12 protein-coding genes and 1 pseudogene are annotated in these 18,563 nt (G+C 30.2%); all 13 read right to left on the minus strand.

What is annotated here, in order from left to right; genetic code table 11:
• Nucleotides 1-117 precede the first annotated feature (117 nt).
• On the minus strand, nucleotides 118-819 hold the full coding sequence (locus N5D90_RS16030; RefSeq protein ID WP_280063271.1) for a SprT family zinc-dependent metalloprotease: 702 nt from the start codon (nucleotides 817-819) through the stop codon (nucleotides 118-120).
• Complete coding sequence (locus N5D90_RS16035; protein WP_280063273.1) at nucleotides 819-4,028, minus strand: type I restriction endonuclease subunit R; 3,210 nt, start codon at nucleotides 4,026-4,028, stop codon at nucleotides 819-821. Before N5D90_RS16035 ends, N5D90_RS16030 begins: the two co-directional genes overlap by 1 nt.
• Nucleotides 4,029-4,032: 4 nt before the next feature.
• Nucleotides 4,033-8,430: an ATP-binding protein gene (locus N5D90_RS16040; protein ID WP_280063274.1), complete on the minus strand. Its 4,398-nt coding sequence runs from the start codon at nucleotides 8,428-8,430 to the stop codon at nucleotides 4,033-4,035.
• Between the two features lie 33 nt (nucleotides 8,431-8,463).
• Nucleotides 8,464-8,826, minus strand: a complete 363-nt coding sequence (locus tag N5D90_RS16045; protein ID WP_280063276.1) for a hypothetical protein — start codon at nucleotides 8,824-8,826, stop codon at nucleotides 8,464-8,466.
• Between the two features lies 1 nt (nucleotide 8,827).
• Nucleotides 8,828-9,775: a hypothetical protein gene (locus N5D90_RS16050; RefSeq protein ID WP_280063277.1), complete on the minus strand. Its 948-nt coding sequence runs from the start codon at nucleotides 9,773-9,775 to the stop codon at nucleotides 8,828-8,830.
• Between the two features lie 22 nt (nucleotides 9,776-9,797).
• Nucleotides 9,798-10,988, minus strand: a complete 1,191-nt coding sequence (locus tag N5D90_RS16055) for a restriction endonuclease subunit S (RefSeq protein WP_280063279.1) — start codon at nucleotides 10,986-10,988, stop codon at nucleotides 9,798-9,800.
• Between the two features lie 13 nt (nucleotides 10,989-11,001).
• Entirely contained in the window at nucleotides 11,002-11,784 is a 783-nt protein-coding gene (locus N5D90_RS16060) for a hypothetical protein (protein ID WP_280063280.1), read from the minus strand.
• A complete protein-coding gene (locus N5D90_RS16065) occupies nucleotides 11,778-12,791 on the minus strand; it encodes a hypothetical protein (RefSeq protein ID WP_280063281.1) in 1,014 nt (337 codons plus the stop codon). Before N5D90_RS16065 ends, N5D90_RS16060 begins: the two co-directional genes overlap by 7 nt.
• A 65-nt stretch (nucleotides 12,792-12,856) precedes the next feature.
• A complete protein-coding gene (locus tag N5D90_RS16070) occupies nucleotides 12,857-13,591 on the minus strand; it encodes a metallophosphoesterase (protein WP_280063283.1) in 735 nt (244 codons plus the stop codon).
• A gap of 90 nt (nucleotides 13,592-13,681) precedes the next feature.
• Nucleotides 13,682-15,211: a type I restriction-modification system subunit M gene (locus N5D90_RS16075; protein ID WP_280063284.1), complete on the minus strand. Its 1,530-nt coding sequence runs from the start codon at nucleotides 15,209-15,211 to the stop codon at nucleotides 13,682-13,684.
• A 4-nt stretch (nucleotides 15,212-15,215) separates the two neighbouring features.
• A complete protein-coding gene (locus N5D90_RS16080) occupies nucleotides 15,216-15,800 on the minus strand; it encodes a restriction endonuclease subunit S (protein ID WP_219035300.1) in 585 nt (194 codons plus the stop codon).
• Between the two features lie 693 nt (nucleotides 15,801-16,493).
• Complete coding sequence (locus N5D90_RS16085; protein WP_347881117.1) at nucleotides 16,494-17,927, minus strand: VapE domain-containing protein; 1,434 nt, start codon at nucleotides 17,925-17,927, stop codon at nucleotides 16,494-16,496.
• A gap of 240 nt (nucleotides 17,928-18,167) precedes the next feature.
• Nucleotides 18,168-18,484: pseudogene (locus N5D90_RS17140) on the minus strand (BT4734/BF3469 family protein); the annotation flags it as partial.
• Nucleotides 18,485-18,563 lie beyond the last annotated feature (79 nt).

The raw sequence follows: 18,563 nt of genomic DNA on the forward strand, positions 1-18,563 counted from the left end.
TGGAACCGCAGTTGCTTTTTTGTTGTTGCCCTGTACACTTACAAACTTTGCAAATAGGCGTATGTGTATGGCTGGCTATCAATAACTACCTGATGTATAATTTTGTTGTGTAAACTTTTAAGCTAATGTCGTCTCTAATTTGTGCTTTATTTTTTGCCAATTAGGAAGGAAGTCTGTTAATAGGTTATAAAATTCCTTTGAGTGATTCGGGTGAATTAAATGACATAATTCGTGAAGAATAACATACTCAATACAAATTTTACTTGCTTTAATTAGTTCTGTGTTCAATAAAATATTTCCATTTGTTGTGCAACTTCCCCAACGTTTTTTTAAAAATTTGTGACTTAATGAAATTTCATATTCTTTAAACCTTGGGAACTCTTCTAATAATTTTTGTAATAATTCCGAGAAAACAACATCAGCTTTTGATTTATAGAATTTTGTAATAATTGGTTCTACATCCTCTTTTGTTGTTTCAATATGCATCAATCCTTTAGCTAATGAAATTGTATTGTAGCCTTTCTCTTTTTTAGTTATTTTCAATTTATATTGACGACCTAAATATCGATGCGTTTCTCCAGGTTTATAAATTTTATCCGATGAAAATGGTCTGTATAATTCAAACGTTTTTTGCTGATCAATAATCCATTTAGATTTAGGTTTCACTTTTTCCAATATTGTTTCTAAGGTAGCATTTATAGGAGCTGTAATTTGTACATTCCCTTCCGGAAACACTCTTAAATCTAATGTTTTTCTATTTGAATATAAAACCTCTGCTTCAATCGTCTTACTCCCATATCTATATTCAATCCTATCCATTAATCCATTTGTTTTTTAGCAATTTTTATCACTTCTTCTATAAAAGCATCAATTATATCAAAAGGAATGTTTTGCTCTAATTGTAAGGAAATACCATAGAAATAATCGTCTAATTCATTCCAAATTTTCTTTTCTAAATCAGCATTTGATTTCCAATCTACAATTGGTTTGTCACCCTCTAAAACAACCCCTTCAATTAAAGATCTTACCTCTAAAGCAATATCCGCATTTTGATTATTATCTTTTAAATGCTCTGATAATTTATCATTTATGAAATTATAAAATGCAATCGCAATCTTATTATCTACAATACTTTTCGGTACATTGTCTTGCTTACCATTAATAAACGTATTTTCAATATCCTTGATTCTGTTTAAGTATTCAGCCTCATTAATTCTACTTTGCTTGTATTCTTGAATGGTTTGCTTAATTAAATCTGACAACTTAGTATAGAAAATAGGATCTTCTTGCATTTTAATGCTAATCCCTTTTGATGTACGCGAAGCAATATGATCTGCTTTAGCTGCACTACCAATTAACTTTTCTACTTCATCATCACGTTGTTGTTTATTAAAAATATCTATAGGTTGGGTAATTTTTAATACTTCACCATCTGTAACAATGTGTTTATCAATTAATTTTTGAACTTGCTTTTCATATTCTTTATAATCAATATCATCAAAATATCTTCTCTTAACATCGATGCGCAATTGGATAAAGAACTTGCTTTCTTTTTTGTATTTTTCAATGATTTCATCATTTTTACTATCATTGAACTGTACGGTAGACATCGCTAAATTAAACAAACGAAGAAACTTAGATAATTTTTCGTAAAATGTATGGCGCATTTCTTCATCACCTAATAAAACAGCATAAGCTTCTGTATCAAACTTATTCTTTACTGTTTTAAAAACATCCCATAATTCTGAATATGCTTGAGGCAATTGATTTATTAATTCGTTTACATTGGTAACAGAACCTTTTACGTCTTCTTTATCTAACTCATTATCCCCAGAATAATCTTCGATAGCTTTGTCTAAATTTTCTAAGTTTCCGTAATAGTCGATGATTAACCCATAATCTTTTCCTTCGTGTACACGATTAACCCTTGCTATCGCTTGCAATAAGGTATGATCTTTTAAATTACGTGTTAAGTACAATACACGATTTATAGGCGCATCAAACCCTGTTAATAATTTATCAACCACAATGATAATTTCGGGATGTTCTTGTTTTTTGAATGATTTGATGATATTTTCTTCATAATCTTTATGATTACCGTACTTATCAATCATTGCTTTATAAAACTTCTGCACTACGTCTTCGTTTTCAACATAAGCATCGTCATTATCTTTGCGGCTATCAGGAGCTGAGATTACAACTTCTGAAGTTACTTTACCAATCTCCTTTAAATAATTATGGTACATAATGGCGGTGGTTTTATTTGGAGCTACTAACTGTGCTTTAAAACCAGTACCTTGTATGAATTCAGTAAAATGATCTGAAATATCCCAAGCTCGATCATAAATTACTTGATCAGATTTATTAATCGTGTTTTTAGAACTGAATTTTCTTTTTAAACTTGCTTTACCATATTTGGTTAAAGGTTCAGAAACTTTTTCAAAATAATTATCTAAAGGCTTTTCGTTTACAGTGATGTCGTTGTGACGCCCTTCATAAAACAAAGGCAATACCGCTCCATCTTCAACTGCATCTTTAATGGTGTACTCATCGATAACGCCTCCGAATTTTTTAGCTGTATCCTTTTCAGACTTCATCAAAGGAGTTCCTGTAAACGCAATAAAACAAGCATTAGGAAACGTTTTTTGCATTTTTACGTTGAAGGTACCGTATTGACTACGATGCCCCTCATCAATCAATACAAATATTTCAGAAGAAGTAAAACCTTCAGGTGCTTTTGCAACTGCTGCTTTAAACTTGTTTATGATGGTTGTAATTACAGCATCAGATGAACTGTTTAACAAATCGATTAAATGTTTACCCGTAGAAGCTTCGACTACATCAATTTTACATTTTTTAAACGTATCTGTAATTTGATCGTTTAGGTCGATACGGTCTGTAACTAAAACAATTTTAGGATTTTTAATGTTTTTATTTAAAGCAATCATTTGAGCAAGCATCGCCATAGTCAATGATTTTCCACTACCTTGCGTATGCCAAATAACACCTCCACGACGCTTACCATCAGTACCTACTTTTTCAATTCTTTTGATCGTTTTTTTGATACCGAAATACTGTTGGTAACGTGCTATTTTTTTAATACCATCATCGTATAAAATATACTGATACATTAATTCTAAGAAACGTTCAGGACGACAAATTGAATAGATCATTTTGTCTTGTTCTGTAAGCATTACAACATCTTTTTCTAATTCATTAAAACGTTTAAAAGTAGCTGCATATCTTGTTTTAAATATTTCAGTACGCTCATCATTAGGTAATGTAGCTTGCTTTATATTATTTAACTCTTGAAGAAATTCTTGTTCCGTATATTTTTTAGTAAATTTTTCAATCCAAACGTTCCAGAATTCTTTTGGCGTACCTGTAGTTGCGTATTTAGCTTCATTAACAGCTAATCCCATCACTAAATTAGAGTACACATACAAATCACGAATGCCATCCTCTTTTTGATTTCTTAAATTCTGAGAAATCGCTTCATCAATAGGAGATTTTATTGCATTGGATTTACATTCAATGATACCTAAAGGCAATCCGTTGACAAACAAAACAATATCTGGTCTATACGTGTCTGAACGATTGGAACGCGTTACTGCAAACTCTTCTGAAACATGAAAAATGTTGTTTTCAGGTTTTTCCCAATCGATATATTTAAATGAAAAACTCTTGCGATCACCATTAATGGTTTGCTCAAAAGATTTACCTAACGTTATTAAGTCATAAAAATGTTGATTGGCATTAATATATCCTAAATGAATGGGTAAATCTTTTACCTCATTTATAGCCAAGTTTATATTTGCATCAGAAAATGGATGTTTTTCGCCTTTGTAATTAATACTATTGATCTTAGCTAATTGCTCTTTAAGAATCGGAGTTAATAACACATTGCTGGTACGGTTATCTCTTAAAACTAAAGCTTGTTCTGGTGAAATATATTTGTACCCCAGCTTCATCAATAATTGAATGGCTGGGATTTGACTGATGTGATCTTCTTGGTATGATGGTGTCATAACATTATCTTTTAGTATTTATTAATAGTTCATATAGATTTGATTTGATATCCAATTCAGCACCTAATCCTTGCCTTGAATCTCTTCTAAAACTTTCAAACCTTCTATCAAATTTATCTTTATGATAATATTTTACTACTTGGTCAAAATCTTCTTGTACAATACAATTTCCTTTCAGACCAATAATTGTATGTTCTGTTATTTTATTTATACTGTAAATTTTTAAATAACGCTTATCAAACCTTTTAATTTCAATAGCTATTTCGTCACTTGGTAAAGAAGGTTTAACAGCCATTAAATTACCATAAGAACTAATGGCGTTCCTATATTTTTTGTTAAACGTTTTATTCAAGACACTTCTAACTTCCATACGATTAATACAAGCATTATCGTAGCACATTAATATACTACCATATTTATGTTTTTCAGAAATTTCAATTTTAAACATGTACGGTTCATCAATCAATTCGTTAGACGAAATCATGTACGTACTATCTTCAAAAATATACATAATACCAAGTATTTTTTCTGAATAACTACTATTTGTTTCTTCTTGTTTAAGCCCAATATTTTTTATGTCCTGGTAAAAATCAATATCAATAGTTGCATCAGTATCAAAACTTACTATTTCAGTACTTTCCTTATCACTTGAAAAACTATTATTTTGGTTTATTTTATTATTCGATATGTTACTTTTTCTAAAAATAAAATCAACAACATCATCCCCTTTTAATATTCGGGTTTGAACCCCTTGACGTTGGTAAAATTCATTATCTAAAGCAATCGGTTTTTCGTATTTAGGAATAATAATTTCTAAATAATCTAATATTCCAGTTTTATGGAATTTATAATCAATCAAGGCGTTTATTTCTTTAGGGAATACCGCAGCTATTAACGATTGAATGTGATTTTGGTATTGATCTAAAGTTTTGATCGTATTAGAAAAATTCAAATCATTTTTTATACCTACAATATCACCAGAATCATTAACTCCTATAAATAAAGAACCACCTGTATCATAAGAATTTAAAAAACCTGCTATCGTTTTTAAAATTATTTTTTCTTGAGGTTCTTCAGAAGCTGAATAAAAAATAGAAGTTTTAAATTCTTGATTTTTTGATTCAGAACCTAGATTAGTTATCACAACTTCTGTTTTCTTTTCAGAATCATCCGTTATATAAGTATCTTTTAAAACAAATTCTATGTTGTTTTTATTCCAATTCGGAATATTTGAAATGTATAACTGTTGAATTATAGACTTTTTAATGTATTCTAAGACCTCTTTATCACTGTCTAACTTCAAAAACAAATTGTAAGATTCAATCAGTTTTTTAAGCGTATACAATTCATCATTACTATGGATATCTAAAGGAATTTCAAGATATTTAGTATTAAAAAACTTAATTAGATTAATACCACTATCGTCCGAAACATTAACTAAATCAATAGTATTTAAATCATCAATATCTAATATACCTCCTTGGATTTCATTATCTTTTAGCTTAATAATTTCTGCTAGCTTAAGTAATTTGTTTTTATAATTATCCGTTTTATCCGTTTTAATAATTTCACTGATCGCAATAATTAAATAATAATGGATGATGGTATCAACAGAACTATTTAAGTAGAATAATCTTTGTTCAAGACATTGAATTAATAAAGAACCTAGATTTTTTATTTTATTATTGTAAACTACTTCTTCTACCACATCGTCAGTATCAATATCTTCATTATCAATCTTCTTAGAGCTAATAGGATTTCTAAAAATAACACCCGCTTGAATTAGAAAATTTCTAAATAAATCTTGAGGATCTTCATCAAATTTTTGATCCGTATAAACAGCATCTTCTGCTAAAAAATTTTGATAAACTTCGTTGAATTCTTTGATGTTTACTGATACAAAATCACCAATTTTAAAACCTGAATCAAAAATTATAACCGGCCAACCTTTTTCAGTAATTAAATACGCTCTACCTTCATAAATATTTAATATTTGACCTATTTGAATTGTTTCTTCAGTGAAATTTTTATTGACATAATCCGTCAAAAGAATTTGAGGTGAAATTGAATATCGATTGTCTTTAAATTCTGTAATTTCAAATTGTATTTTATCGTGCATTTTAAAAAACATATTGATGTTATTTAAAATTCTTGATTTATGAATAGTATTGATATGAAGAATTGTGTTAAACTCTTCGCCCTCTATTTTTAATTTTAAAAAACAATATTCATTATAAATGCCTATAGACGTAATTCGACCACTATATATCTTTTTACCGTCTATTATAAAATCAGGTTTTATTACTTCGTTTTTATAATTAAGTATTTTAAGAATCGTATTTAAATTATCAAGTTCACTATTATTTTCATGAATGACATCAAATTCAAACTTAGATAAAACAGAAATATTTAGATTTTGATAATTATCTAAAAGAATTTTATTTGAATCTTTTAATTTTTTTGCACTTCTAACTTTATTAATATTGTTTGGTAAAATTTTCAGATGATTATCCTCAAATAATAACATCCCTGATTTTACGTACATTAATTTCTGATTTTCTGGATATCTAATCATTCCAAAAAATTCTTCATAAGAAATATCAAACGCATTGTTGTGTTTATACACATTAGGTTCTAAATACGCTCTGTGAACTATAAGATAAATTGCTAAATCTAACAACCTTATATCTTTATGATAAATTGCTAAATATCTTAGGTAATTAATCGAACTATACGTTGCATTCATATTCTCATTAGAATATGAATTAAGAATTACGACTAAATATTGATTCGAAATTAATGATTGAAGGTTTAGTTGACTTTCTTCAGAATCATCATCATTAAAACCATCTAAAACTTTATCGCGAAGTCTGTTAATTTTTTCTATAATTGATTTTGCATAAGAATACCTTTCATAATCTTCAAAAAAACCATGTTTAATCATTAGAATAATCGTATCGTAAATCAGACTATTTGCATCTGAATTAAAATACTGAGAAATATTAATAATCTGTTTTAGGATATTTTTTTTCTTTTGATTCAGGTATGGGGTACGAGCTAAACTTTCTTTAATATCTTCTAAATACTTTTGATCTTCCCCTTGTAAATATATATTAATGGCCTCAGCTAAAGCCTCTAATTTTTCAATTTTAGATTCAGCTTTACGAATGATATCAGGCCTTCTAAATTCACTGAAATTTAAAAGGTAATTCGAACCTTCTAAAATCCAATATTCAAGTTTGATATAGATATCAACAAGAGAAAGACTTCTTTCGTAATTTTCTTTTTCTAACTCCGTATAAATTTCAATATCTAAGTTAGCTAAGTACGAGAAAACCCATAAATTTTCTCCTTCGTTATATTGATCGATATAAGAACTGTTGTTACCCGTTTCTATATCATTTTCATCATTAGTTAAAAAATCTTTATTCTTGAAAAAATATTCGTCTTCTTTGTCTGCATATCCAATTTCTTCGAATACATCTTCGATCAAATAATTATTTTTACTCCAGTCAGCTAATTCATTTACAAGAGTTAAGAAGCCATTGTCAGTTATTTTTAATACAATTAATTTTATTTCATCCTCTTGATTCAGTTTATTATAATCATTATTAAACGTTAAATCATTGTATGGGTAATAATTGTGGCGTAAATTAAATTGGTCCTTTAATATCCATTTTGTAATTCCTGTTTCCTGATTAAATTCTTGTTCAGTAATAACTAAATTAATTTCTTGACCAATAGTGAACAATTTAGAAACAATAGAATATCTTGTAAGTTTTAAAGTTTGAGTATTAGAATCCTTAAAAGTGCCTAATGTTACTTGAAGGGATTTACCTAAATCGGCATTTTTTAAAATAGAAGGAATACTAACTGAATATACTTTGTTTTTGAATTCTATTTTAGCAAATAAATTATCATTTCGATTAATATAGGTTTCTAGAATTGGAATATTATAAATTTTATTTGTTTCAAAATCAGAATAATCAATCTCATAAGTAACCGGTTCGTATACTCTGTTTTTAAATTTAAGTTTATTATTATCCAAGTCGAAATCATCAATCTCTAGTGTAATAGTTGTTTGATTTTCTTTTTCTTTAAATGATATTGGAATTCCAAATTCCAAAGATTCATAATTAGATATTACTAATACTTTATCGGTTTCTTTATTAATTTTAAATTCGTATGATTCACCAATTTTATACAAATTAAGAATACTGTATTCAAACCTAATACGGCTCGTAAAACTATTATACTCTTTTTCGTATAAATAAATTTCTTCTCCAATAGAATGGTTTAAGTAAAAACATTTTTGTGGTTTATCTGTAATTGCATCTGTAATCCAGGTAGAATTTTCTTGATGTGAAAGTATTTTATATTTTCTGTGTCTGTTATGATTCATAGTTTTTTTTTGTAGAGTTTATGGTTAATAAATTTATAGCATTTTACGATGGTATTGAAAACGTTTTCCGAATTCTTTTTGCATTTTACCTGCTATGAAATCGCATAGTTTAATGCGGTTTTTGGGCGCTTTGTTGTTGCTGAAGAAGACGTGTATTAGGATAATATTTAAATTAGGATTTTCTTCTAAAAAAGGGTACAGTTTTAAGACATTGGTGTTGGGATGTTTTTGAGTGCTTTCGCACTCTAATAACACCCAATTGTTTTCGTTAACTATCGCGTAATCGTCTACATCGCCCCATCCGTTTAAGGATAGTTCGTTGTGTTCGAATTTGATATTTAATTCTTCTCCTATTAAATCTGCTATTTCTTTATTCTGTTGGTTGGTTGCTTTCATACTAAAAATTGATTTTAGGTAATTCAGTAGTTAAGAGGTTTGTTATTTCGGTAGATACAACGTTTGTTACAATACCTTTAATGGCATTGAAAGCTGACTTTATTATTTTTGGAGATTCTTTCTTCTCTAACGCTAATTTGATTTTACTAATTTCGAAAGCAATTTCATCTCTTTCCTCATCTAAATCCTTTGCTAATTGTTCAATTTTAGCTGTAAGATTTAGTACGTCTTCTTCAAAATTTTCATTGAATTCTACCTTATTGTTAGTCCCACCAACGATATTCGTGTCTTGAATGTTCGCCGATGAGTTATCGCTTATGTACACCCCAGTATTGATAGTTTGATGCACAATTTTTGCAATGTCTTCTTTTTTCTCCATTAGGTTAAAATCTATTTCGTTATTGAAAACCGAATCGTTTAATTCGATAAAAGTGTCTAACAATTTTGCTTTAGCCTGATCAATGATATTAGTTATACTATACCTCGATATAATTTTGTATATGTTACTAACTTCACAATCTTGTAGTATTTTCTGTTGAATTAAATATTTTTCATATCCATTTAATGAATAATGAATGTTACCCTTTTGTTGAAGCATCATTTGATCTAAAGCTACAATTGTTTCTTTAAAAGGAATTTGCATTACTTCTTTATATTTATCAGGACCAAGATTTAAAATTGGTACTTCAAAATTTGTGTATTGCTTCATTAGACCTAAACCTAAATGCTGAACAAAACTTGCTTTTACTGCTAAAACATGTATATTTCTATACACTGGTAAATCATCTTCTGTATTATAGCCATAGATAAATTCGTTATCTACCCAAGTTTTGAATTCTTCGTTCTTTAATAATTTAGAAACGACTTGAATTTTACTTACCAAATTTGTTAATGGCTCGTTATTCGCCATCCCCACAATAATATCTTCGATTAAGCTTTTAATATTCATGTTAGTGCTAGCCTATTTAGTGTTATACCGTACGTACTTTACCGGTTAATAATTGCTGCATTAATCCTTTTTTCTGAAGTTTAAGTGCCTCTAATTTTTGTTGGTATTGTTTTACTTCTTGGTTAGCTGTGTTTAGGATTTCTGCGATGGCATTTTGTTCATCTAAAGAAGGAACTTTAACTTTTATACCAAAGAAATCTCCAGAAGTCACATTTAATAAACCGTGTGCACGACCACCTTCTTGAGCTACTTTTGATAAACCTTTATCTAAAATTTTATTTTCGAAATAAAGCTCCCAAAAATCTGAATTTTGAGATGTATCTTTAAATCTAAAACAGATATATAAAGTAGTAACCACAGCTTTTTCAAAGTCGTTCAATCTTTTTACAACTCCCCAATCGTAATCTTTTGAATAACTTTTATTATAGCAGAAATCACCTTTATTTATCAAATAATAATTTGATAAATCTTTACTCGCTACTGTTTTATTGAAAAAATCTTCTTGAAGAATAAAACCGTGTTTCGCTGATATAGTTGTTACAGTTGTATTACCTTCTTTGTTTTTATCTGTAATACGTTCAAATAAGTCACTTAGTTTATTTATTTGCCAATTATTTTCTTCGAAAAGTTTATTTGCCAACGCCTTATTTCTAGCTTCTAGTTTTTTGATGATGGCATCGGTTTCTTGGATCGCTTTGTCCCACGTTGATAATACTTCCGCAATTTTTTGTTGCTCTGGTAGTGGGGGAAGTGGGAATGGGAATTGGGACACATAACTCCAATCCGCTCTCGGCATTTTAGACCCTGAAGAAATATTTGAAACCGAAATAAAAGAATCAGTTTGCATTAATCTAAATAAAAATTCATTAGAACAAAATTGTTGATTAGAATTCAATACCCAAACTTCACTTGAACAGACTCCGTCAAATTCTGCCAACCAAAATTTTCTTAAATAAGGTCGTAATTTCCCAAATAATACATCTCCTTTTCTAAATTTATTTTTAGTGCTTTTTTGATTTGAAGAATTAACCCACCCATTAATCGTACCTGTCTCTTGTTCAAAATGCTCCAATTCTAAACATCTATAATCCTCGTTGACATTTGGTGTATATTTTTCTTTTGAAAGATTTGTAAAACTGAAAAATTCTTTTACTTCCCAATCTGTAGGGATAGGTCCGATCGAAGTATTTTTATATTGTGTTGTTTTTGTCATTGTTGTAATATTTTTATGCTAGGTCATCATCTGTAATCGTAAACACAGACTTTATTGCATGTAGTGCGTCTTCGCTTTTAGCGCCTTTCATACCCATTGCTTTAAACACATCGGGGGTAGGCAAATCCTCTTTTATCATTTTAAGGAAATCTATCATCATCTCTTTGATGGGTTGAGGCAACTCAATGCGTTCTTCTCCAGTAAATAGCAAAGCTAATTTGAGGCAATCGTTTTTATGCTTTTTCAGATGTTTGCTGTCTTCTTTGCTTCCATTAGCAATACGCCCCGTAATATCTAAATATGCTTTTGCCTTTAAAGCAATTAAAGCTTCTGTATTTGCACGATGCACATCTGCCACAACCACGCTATGTTCTCTAATAAATTGGTAGAAGATATCGTCTAATAAAATGGCAGATAGGCTACTTAAATCATCATCTGCCGGAATAGGCGTTAGATGCATCTCAGGATCTAATTCAATCAAATCTGGTTTACGCGAAAACAATTCTATCTGCTGTGGAAAATCTTCGTTTTCCGGATCCATAAATCGATAGTATTGGCGTTCGTCGCTGCTTATTTCTTTTCGGTTGTAATTGCCCTCTTTTATAAATTGCCAAAATTTTTTTAAGAATTCCGGATTTAAAGCTTCTACCACTAAAATGATGTCAATATCTTTTGTGGCACGAGCTACTAATCCTTCATCTTCTATAATCATATCGCAAGCAGTACCACCGATAATGATATAATTATCTGGAAATGCAGCAAAATATGCTTTAAATTGTTCTATGCCTTTTACCATATAAATCGATTGATTAAGTGTTCTAATTCCATTTGCACACGTTCGTCTTGATCGTCTTTATAGGTTAAGAATAAAGAAATGGGATCGACCTTGTCGTATGCAGATTGACTGATTCTGTTAATGAAATTTGGATCGTATTTCCATATTTGAAATAGATATTCTCCACCAAATTCATTGAATGTATTGGGTTGGTTATTCTTCTTAATTAAATTAAATGTTTGATTATCTATAGCAAAAGCCATTTGATCGCTTGGATTTATATTGGTGTACTCCGTTAAGGCAGTATCTCCTGCTTTTAATAATGGTAAATTCCAATTAAAATTATACTCTACGAAATACTCCTTAGAAATTGGATTGATAAAGATGTTGTTTTGTAGCCCTTTTTCCCACAAAGCTTTTCTATCGAATTTGAATTGGAACATTTTATAACGACCACGCTGTACGATTTCTATTAATTCTAATTCGGCTAAATTTTCGACTGCACGCGAAACGTTGATGGTATTTACCTGAAATTGGTTTGCAATTTCTTTTAATGGAATATCTTCGATTGTATATTGATTATTAGTATTCAGCAAATGTGCAATGACTAATACCTGCGCAAAAGGTTGCAAGGTTTGTGCAGTTCGTCCTTTGGTTTGGTATCTGTATTCTGTAAAATCGATGAATACGTATGGTATATACAATTGCTTAAACGGTACGATAAATGCTCGTTTTTTTTCGATTAATCGTTTACGATTATAGGCTTCCATTTCGTCCACGCAAAGAATAATGGGTTGATTAATTCTTTCTTCAATATTTGCTAGTTGCGTGTCTATGGCTGCAATTGTAAACTCGTCATCCGTTTCTGCATAGGCAATGACGAATTTTTTATTTAACATCAACAACTCATACCATCCATAAGCATTACGCAAATAGATGGGTAATTGATTAAGGATATTCTTGCTTAAAGGGCTTACCTCGCAATGAATTCCTATCGTTTCGTTGATGTAATTTTTTAGCTGAATCATAATACTAACATTAAAATTGCACGATAACAAATATAATGTTATTATGCAGAAAAAGTGTTACTAATTTAAAAACCAATTGTTTTATTGCAATAATTAATTTCTGAAGCTATATCCAACTGATTGGTAAGTAAGCTCGTGTTCCTTATATTTATCATCTCATTGGCTGTATGTGTATGACCATAAATCCAATACAGTGGTTGGTATTTTATAATCAACTCCTCTAACGAAGATCCATAAACAGAACTGAAATTTTCTTGTTCAGGAATGGATAACATTATAGGGCAATGATGTGTTGCTACGATGGTTTTGCTGGGATTTGTATTTTGTAATGTACGTTCCAAAAAACTCAAGGCATCGATATGAAATGCATTATAATCTAACGCATCTATATAATCCTTTTGGTATTTAATGTATTTAAAATCGTTGATGTGATATTGTAAAAACCATCTTTTGTTTAGGTCTACATTAGACCATAAAGTAGAGCAAATCAATTCATAATCCTCTAGTAACACCGATTGGTTATTGATTAAAAATACATTTTCTCGAATGGGAATATTACAGGATTGATATGATTGGTAATTTGAGCCATAAAATTCATGATTTCCAGGAATCCAAAATACTTTAGTAAATACCTGACTGATATGATCTAGGAAAAAATTAATTTGATCGATTTGGTTTAATGGTATAATATCGCCCGCAAGAACTAAATAATCTGCACAAGGTTGAACAGGATATTTTTCAAAAAACATCCTGTTGTTATGTGATTCTAAATGAAGATCTGAAATGTATTGTATTTTCATTATTTTTTTGAATTACCGTGTTCTACACCACCACCATGCCATTCGCTAGTTACTAACCAAATAGTTGTTTTTTGGTTTAAGTAGGTTAATCTATATGAGCTTTAATTCCTTTAAAAACGCTTGCATTTTAGCTTCTGTTTCTGTCAAACTGTTTTTAAGTTGGTTGATGTCGTTGTTCACTTCTTTGATGTCTACTTCGGCTTCTTCTTCAAATGTATCGATGTAACGAGGAATATTTAAATTGAACTCGTTTGATTTAATATCTTCAAAGGTTGCACGGTAAGAGAATTTATCGGTAAGTACTTCTCCATTTTCTGTTTCTAAAGCAGGTAAAGCTTTGAATTTTTTAAATTCATCAACTATCTTTTGGATGTGTTTTTCACTTAATTTATTTTGATTTTTACCAGAATCGTACTCTGCACTTGCATCTATAAACAACACATTGGTATTAGAACCTTTAGCTTTATTGAAAATAAGAATAGCCGCAGGAATACCTGTACCAAAGAATAAGTTGGCAGGTAAACCAATTACAGCTTCTAACATGTTTTCTTCAATTAACTTTTGGCGGATTTTACCTTCGCTACTTCCTCTAAATAATACACCATGCGGAACAATAACACCAACTTTTCCAGAATCTTGATAGGTTGTTTCTATCATGTGAGAAATGAACGCATAATCACCTTTAGATTTTGGAGGAACCCCACGATGGAAGCGTTTGTATGTATCTGCATCGGCGTTTTCTGCTCCCCATTTGTCTAGTGAAAATGGTGGATTAGCCACTACAATATCGAATTTCATTAAACTATCTTCCTCTTTTAATTGTGGATTGTTTAATGTATCACCCCATTCTATTACTGCATTATCTTCTTCGTGCAAGAACATATTCATACGAGAAAGTGCCCAAGTAGAACCGTTGTTCTCCTGACCATATAAGGCATAATTTTTCCCTTCGATTTCTTTGGCAACTTTAATCAATAAAGAACCCGAACCACATGCCGGATCACAAATACGATTACCTGGTTGTGGATCAACTAATTTAGCTAATAAGGTACTTACCTCTGATGGAGTATAGAATTCACCAGCTTTCTTACCTGCTTCACCTGCAAATAAGGAAATTAAATATTCATAGCTATCACCAATAACATCATTATTTTCTAAATGAGAAGGTTGTAAGTTAAGCTCATTCAAATCTGTAAGCAGATTTTTTAGAATTTGATTGCGTTGTTTTGTAGGACCAAAAGCAGTTTCTGAATTGAACGATATGCTACGGAATACCATAGCTAATTTTGAACGGTTTTCATCTTCTAATTTAGTTAACGCAATATCTATTAACTCTCCAATGTTATTTTCATTACGATTCTCAAAAAGATAATCGAAAGAACTTTCTTCAGGTAATACAAAACGTTCACGTTTTAATTGACGCTTAACCATCTCTTCGTTTCCGTCGTATTTAGCTCTTAAATCGTTTGCTTTTTCATTCCAAACGTCAGATAAATATTTTACGAATAACAATGTTAAGATGTAATCCTTATATGAACCACTTCCCATGACCGGGCGTAATGAATCACATGCTTTCCATACTACTTTATTGATCTCTTGTTGCGTTAATTTTGATGCCATATTTTTATTTTGTTATTTCGTTAATTAATTGGTTAAATCTTACTTGCTTTTTTTCTTTTAGTTGTTCTAATAATTGTATTTCTTTATTATGGAGATCATACATTTCTACAATTTTATGTTGTACTTGTAATGATGGAAGATTAATTTCGAAATCTGCTAATTCGCTTTTACGAATAGAAGGAATAGAACTACCAGCTCCGATACTGTTAAAGTAGTTATGACTTTTAGAATGATTAAGAATACAGGCTAAATAATCTGGTAAAAGTGCCTCTCGATTCGTTTTTATTATATAGAAAATAGATGATGCTACAGCCTCACCAATTTCTTGTTTATATGTATATGCAAAAAATCGCATCCCCTTACCTACAAAAAGAACATCTCCATCTTTTAAGAGTACATCATCTTTGTTTTCATTCAATTCAATATATTTATCTACGTTATTCAAATAACTTCCATTCTCGTTAAAATTACGCGCTTGTAGATAAATAATTCCTTGACTTTCAATTTTACTCGTATGAAAACCAAAAGTAAATGAAGCAATATCTCTTAATTTTACCTTTTCATAATTTTTCATTGTAGAATGTTTCAAATTTCACTTCAACAAAGGTTGTATAAAAAAAATTATCCTGCAAATTATTTGTTAAATATTTTTTGTAGAGTTTTTCAATTTTACAAAAGTAACCTAAGTAACCAAATTTCGGCAAAAACATTTTTTTGTTTTTTGAGTTTCTGAAAAAACTGTTTCAAACGAAGATAGTAACGCAATAAGGAGAACCAGTGGTTCTCCTTTTCTTTAATTTTAGCTTATGTTACTAGTTTTTGTTTTGAGTGATTTTACAATTTTTTCTTTTGGTCAAATTTGGTTACTTTCCTTACTTGGTGTTATTCGATGTATATTTGAGTATTACAATGAAATTTTAACGTTTTTTGAGTACTTAAAAAGTAAGGAAAAGTAAGGGGATTTTTGCACCTAGTATTGAGGTTTTAGATGTTAGATATTAGAATTATTTGTTTTATAATATTTATTTTTATTGATCCAAAACGAAACAAAATTGTTTACTTTCATTTTTGTCTTGACACAAAAACGAATCAAAATATCATATGTTCATTTTGGCTTGATCCAAAACGAACCAAAAAATCAAGGCTTCGATTTTCGACGGTCAATCAATTTTTCATTCCACTAAAATGTTTAAATCACTCCCGTTGGTCGGTAAACATTTTTACGTTTCATTCAAAAGATTGACACTCGCCTACAAATCATTATGCCATTATTAATTTATTTCTACTCTAATTCTTTGTTCATTTTTTGGACTTGATCGTATTCTAATTCTTTAACTGCATATACATACGAACCATTTTTAGAAATCCTCATAAAACCGTGTTTCTTTAATGCTTTACCCAATTGATTTACTGTTCCGCTATTAATATTGATGTTACTGAAAAAAGCTAACCTTGTGGCTATTTGAGTTGCATTTAAAAAGGCATTGGCTGTTTCTTTATCTGCTTTCTCGAACCAAGTTAGTAACAATTCTTCTTCTGGGGATTTGATTTGGTATTGTTCGTTGTTTTGGTTGATGTTTTTAATTTCTTCGTTGTTGAACCAATATCTAAATCCTTGATCAATTAAATGCAAAGCTTGTTTATAGCAGTTATCAAGATTTACGTTGTGATGATATTCAATGTGTTCGACTTCAAAGCATAAGAATCTACGAGAACCTGTTGTATCATTTAAAAATTGAGCTGTATTTACACTTCCTGCAAATGATGCTCTACGTGGTAATGTTTCGTTGTTGTGTCCGTATGCTTTTCTCATTCGGATATGGGATTTTGTAATGATTTCTTTTAGTGATCCAATCTCGGTTTTGTTTAGGTTTTCTAACTCGTCTAAGTTGATGAGCATACATTCTGCTAAATGAATTAATGTGTCTTTGTTATTGGGATTAATCGTGCCTGAAAACAAATAATCTTTTAATGGTTTTGGCACTAACTTTTCCATCCACGTTGTTTTGCCTATTCCTTGTTTTCCACTGAAAACTATTACCGTTTGATTGACGATTTTCTCGTTTAAGACACAAGCCACCATGGCAACAAACCATTTTTTGAAACACTCTAACCACAATTCTTGATTGGTTGTGGTAATCGTATTGGCTAATTGGGTAATGTAATCTACTTCTTGATTAATCTCCGGTAAATTGAAAAAATAATCTTTGAATGGATCGTATTGTTCTACATAATCCGACATCAATAAATAGCGTAATCCTTGAATGCTGCATTTGACTTTAGCTTTTAGAACTTCTCTAAGAATTGAGTTTTCTACAAAGTCGGTAATTGGTTTAAACATTTGGTTGCGAACCTTTTTGTATTCCAACTTTCCTGTTACAATGTTGTACCTAAAGTTGTACCTTTTATTAAGGAACATTTCTAATCGTTCTATGGCAGCAGGTTTTTCTTCGTCATCATCGACTTCTTCCTCGTTTGTTGTACTACTTTTCGGATTTGTCTTTTCCTTTGTTTTTGGTGTTTTATACTCCTTATCTGTACCAAATTCGTGAGTATTGTTGTACGCACTTTTTACTGCATTCATTACTTCGATTTCGTTGTAATTGTAATCGGATAAAATGAATCCTAACGCTTCTGAATAACCAACACCTTTTCTGTTAAGATTACACGCTAATTGATGCACAAAGTTATTTCGGTTTCCTTCGATATAATCCATCTTCTGTTTTGTGAATCTAACGCAATTATCGTATAATAGATCTGGAGTATTTAGATTTGAGCTATTAGATTCTGCACTTCGGCTTCGCTCAGTGACCAGATCGTTTTGATTAGATTTCTCGACAAGCTCGAAATGACAATTTTGTTCAGAATGACAATGAAAAATTTCTGCGTTTGGGTTAAAATAGATTTCAGGATCATAAGAATAGAAACATAATCTTGTAACGTCTTTTCCGGATTTATCGATTTCGATTTCTAACTCATTTTCGTAAAATTCTTTGACCATGTTGTACGTATTTTGTGTTCGTCTTGGTTCGTTGAAACCTTGATGAATAGCTTTAATCCGTTGTTTGATGGACTGATAAATGCAACAAATGTTGTACTTAATTCTGTCGCTTTTAGTTTGATTTCGGCAAGCTTATTTTTCTCAACTTTATCAATATCCAGTACGATTATTTGATTGTAATTTTGGAGGTAGTCTAATTTTCTACCTCCTTTAAATGTTGCACTTGGTGTAAAAGCTAGTAATGATTTCTTTGCTTTTTCGTATGGTTCCATTTTTCCTTGTTCTAAGGATTTGCGCAAGTACAGGATTTGGCTTTTGTAAGTTCCTTCTTTGATTTCTGTTACGATTTGC

This window comes from Empedobacter sp. GD03797 (genome assembly GCF_029842105.1).
Lineage (GTDB): Bacteria > Bacteroidota > Bacteroidia > Flavobacteriales > Weeksellaceae > Empedobacter > Empedobacter falsenii_C.

Excerpts from the sequence above, each read along its gene's own strand:
- N5D90_RS16075 (WP_280063284.1), bottom strand. The coding sequence starts at position 15,211 with ATGGCATCAAAATTAACGCAACAAGAGATCAATAAAGTAGTATGGAAA.
- N5D90_RS16055 (WP_280063279.1), bottom strand. The coding sequence starts at position 10,988 with ATGACAAAAACAACACAATATAAAAATACTTCGATCGGACCTATCCCT.
- N5D90_RS16045 (WP_280063276.1), bottom strand. The coding sequence starts at position 8,826 with ATGAAAGCAACCAACCAACAGAATAAAGAAATAGCAGATTTAATAGGA.
- N5D90_RS16050 (WP_280063277.1), bottom strand. The coding sequence starts at position 9,775 with ATGAATATTAAAAGCTTAATCGAAGATATTATTGTGGGGATGGCGAAT.
- N5D90_RS16040 (WP_280063274.1), bottom strand. The coding sequence starts at position 8,430 with ATGAATCATAACAGACACAGAAAATATAAAATACTTTCACATCAAGAA.
- N5D90_RS16060 (WP_280063280.1), bottom strand. The coding sequence starts at position 11,784 with ATGGTAAAAGGCATAGAACAATTTAAAGCATATTTTGCTGCATTTCCA.
- N5D90_RS16065 (WP_280063281.1), bottom strand. The coding sequence starts at position 12,791 with ATGATTCAGCTAAAAAATTACATCAACGAAACGATAGGAATTCATTGC.
- N5D90_RS16035 (WP_280063273.1), bottom strand. The coding sequence starts at position 4,028 with ATGACACCATCATACCAAGAAGATCACATCAGTCAAATCCCAGCCATT.
- N5D90_RS16085 (WP_347881117.1), bottom strand. The coding sequence starts at position 17,927 with ATGGATTATATCGAAGGAAACCGAAATAACTTTGTGCATCAATTAGCG.
- N5D90_RS16030 (WP_280063271.1), bottom strand. The coding sequence starts at position 819 with ATGGATAGGATTGAATATAGATATGGGAGTAAGACGATTGAAGCAGAG.
- N5D90_RS16070 (WP_280063283.1), bottom strand. The coding sequence starts at position 13,591 with ATGAAAATACAATACATTTCAGATCTTCATTTAGAATCACATAACAAC.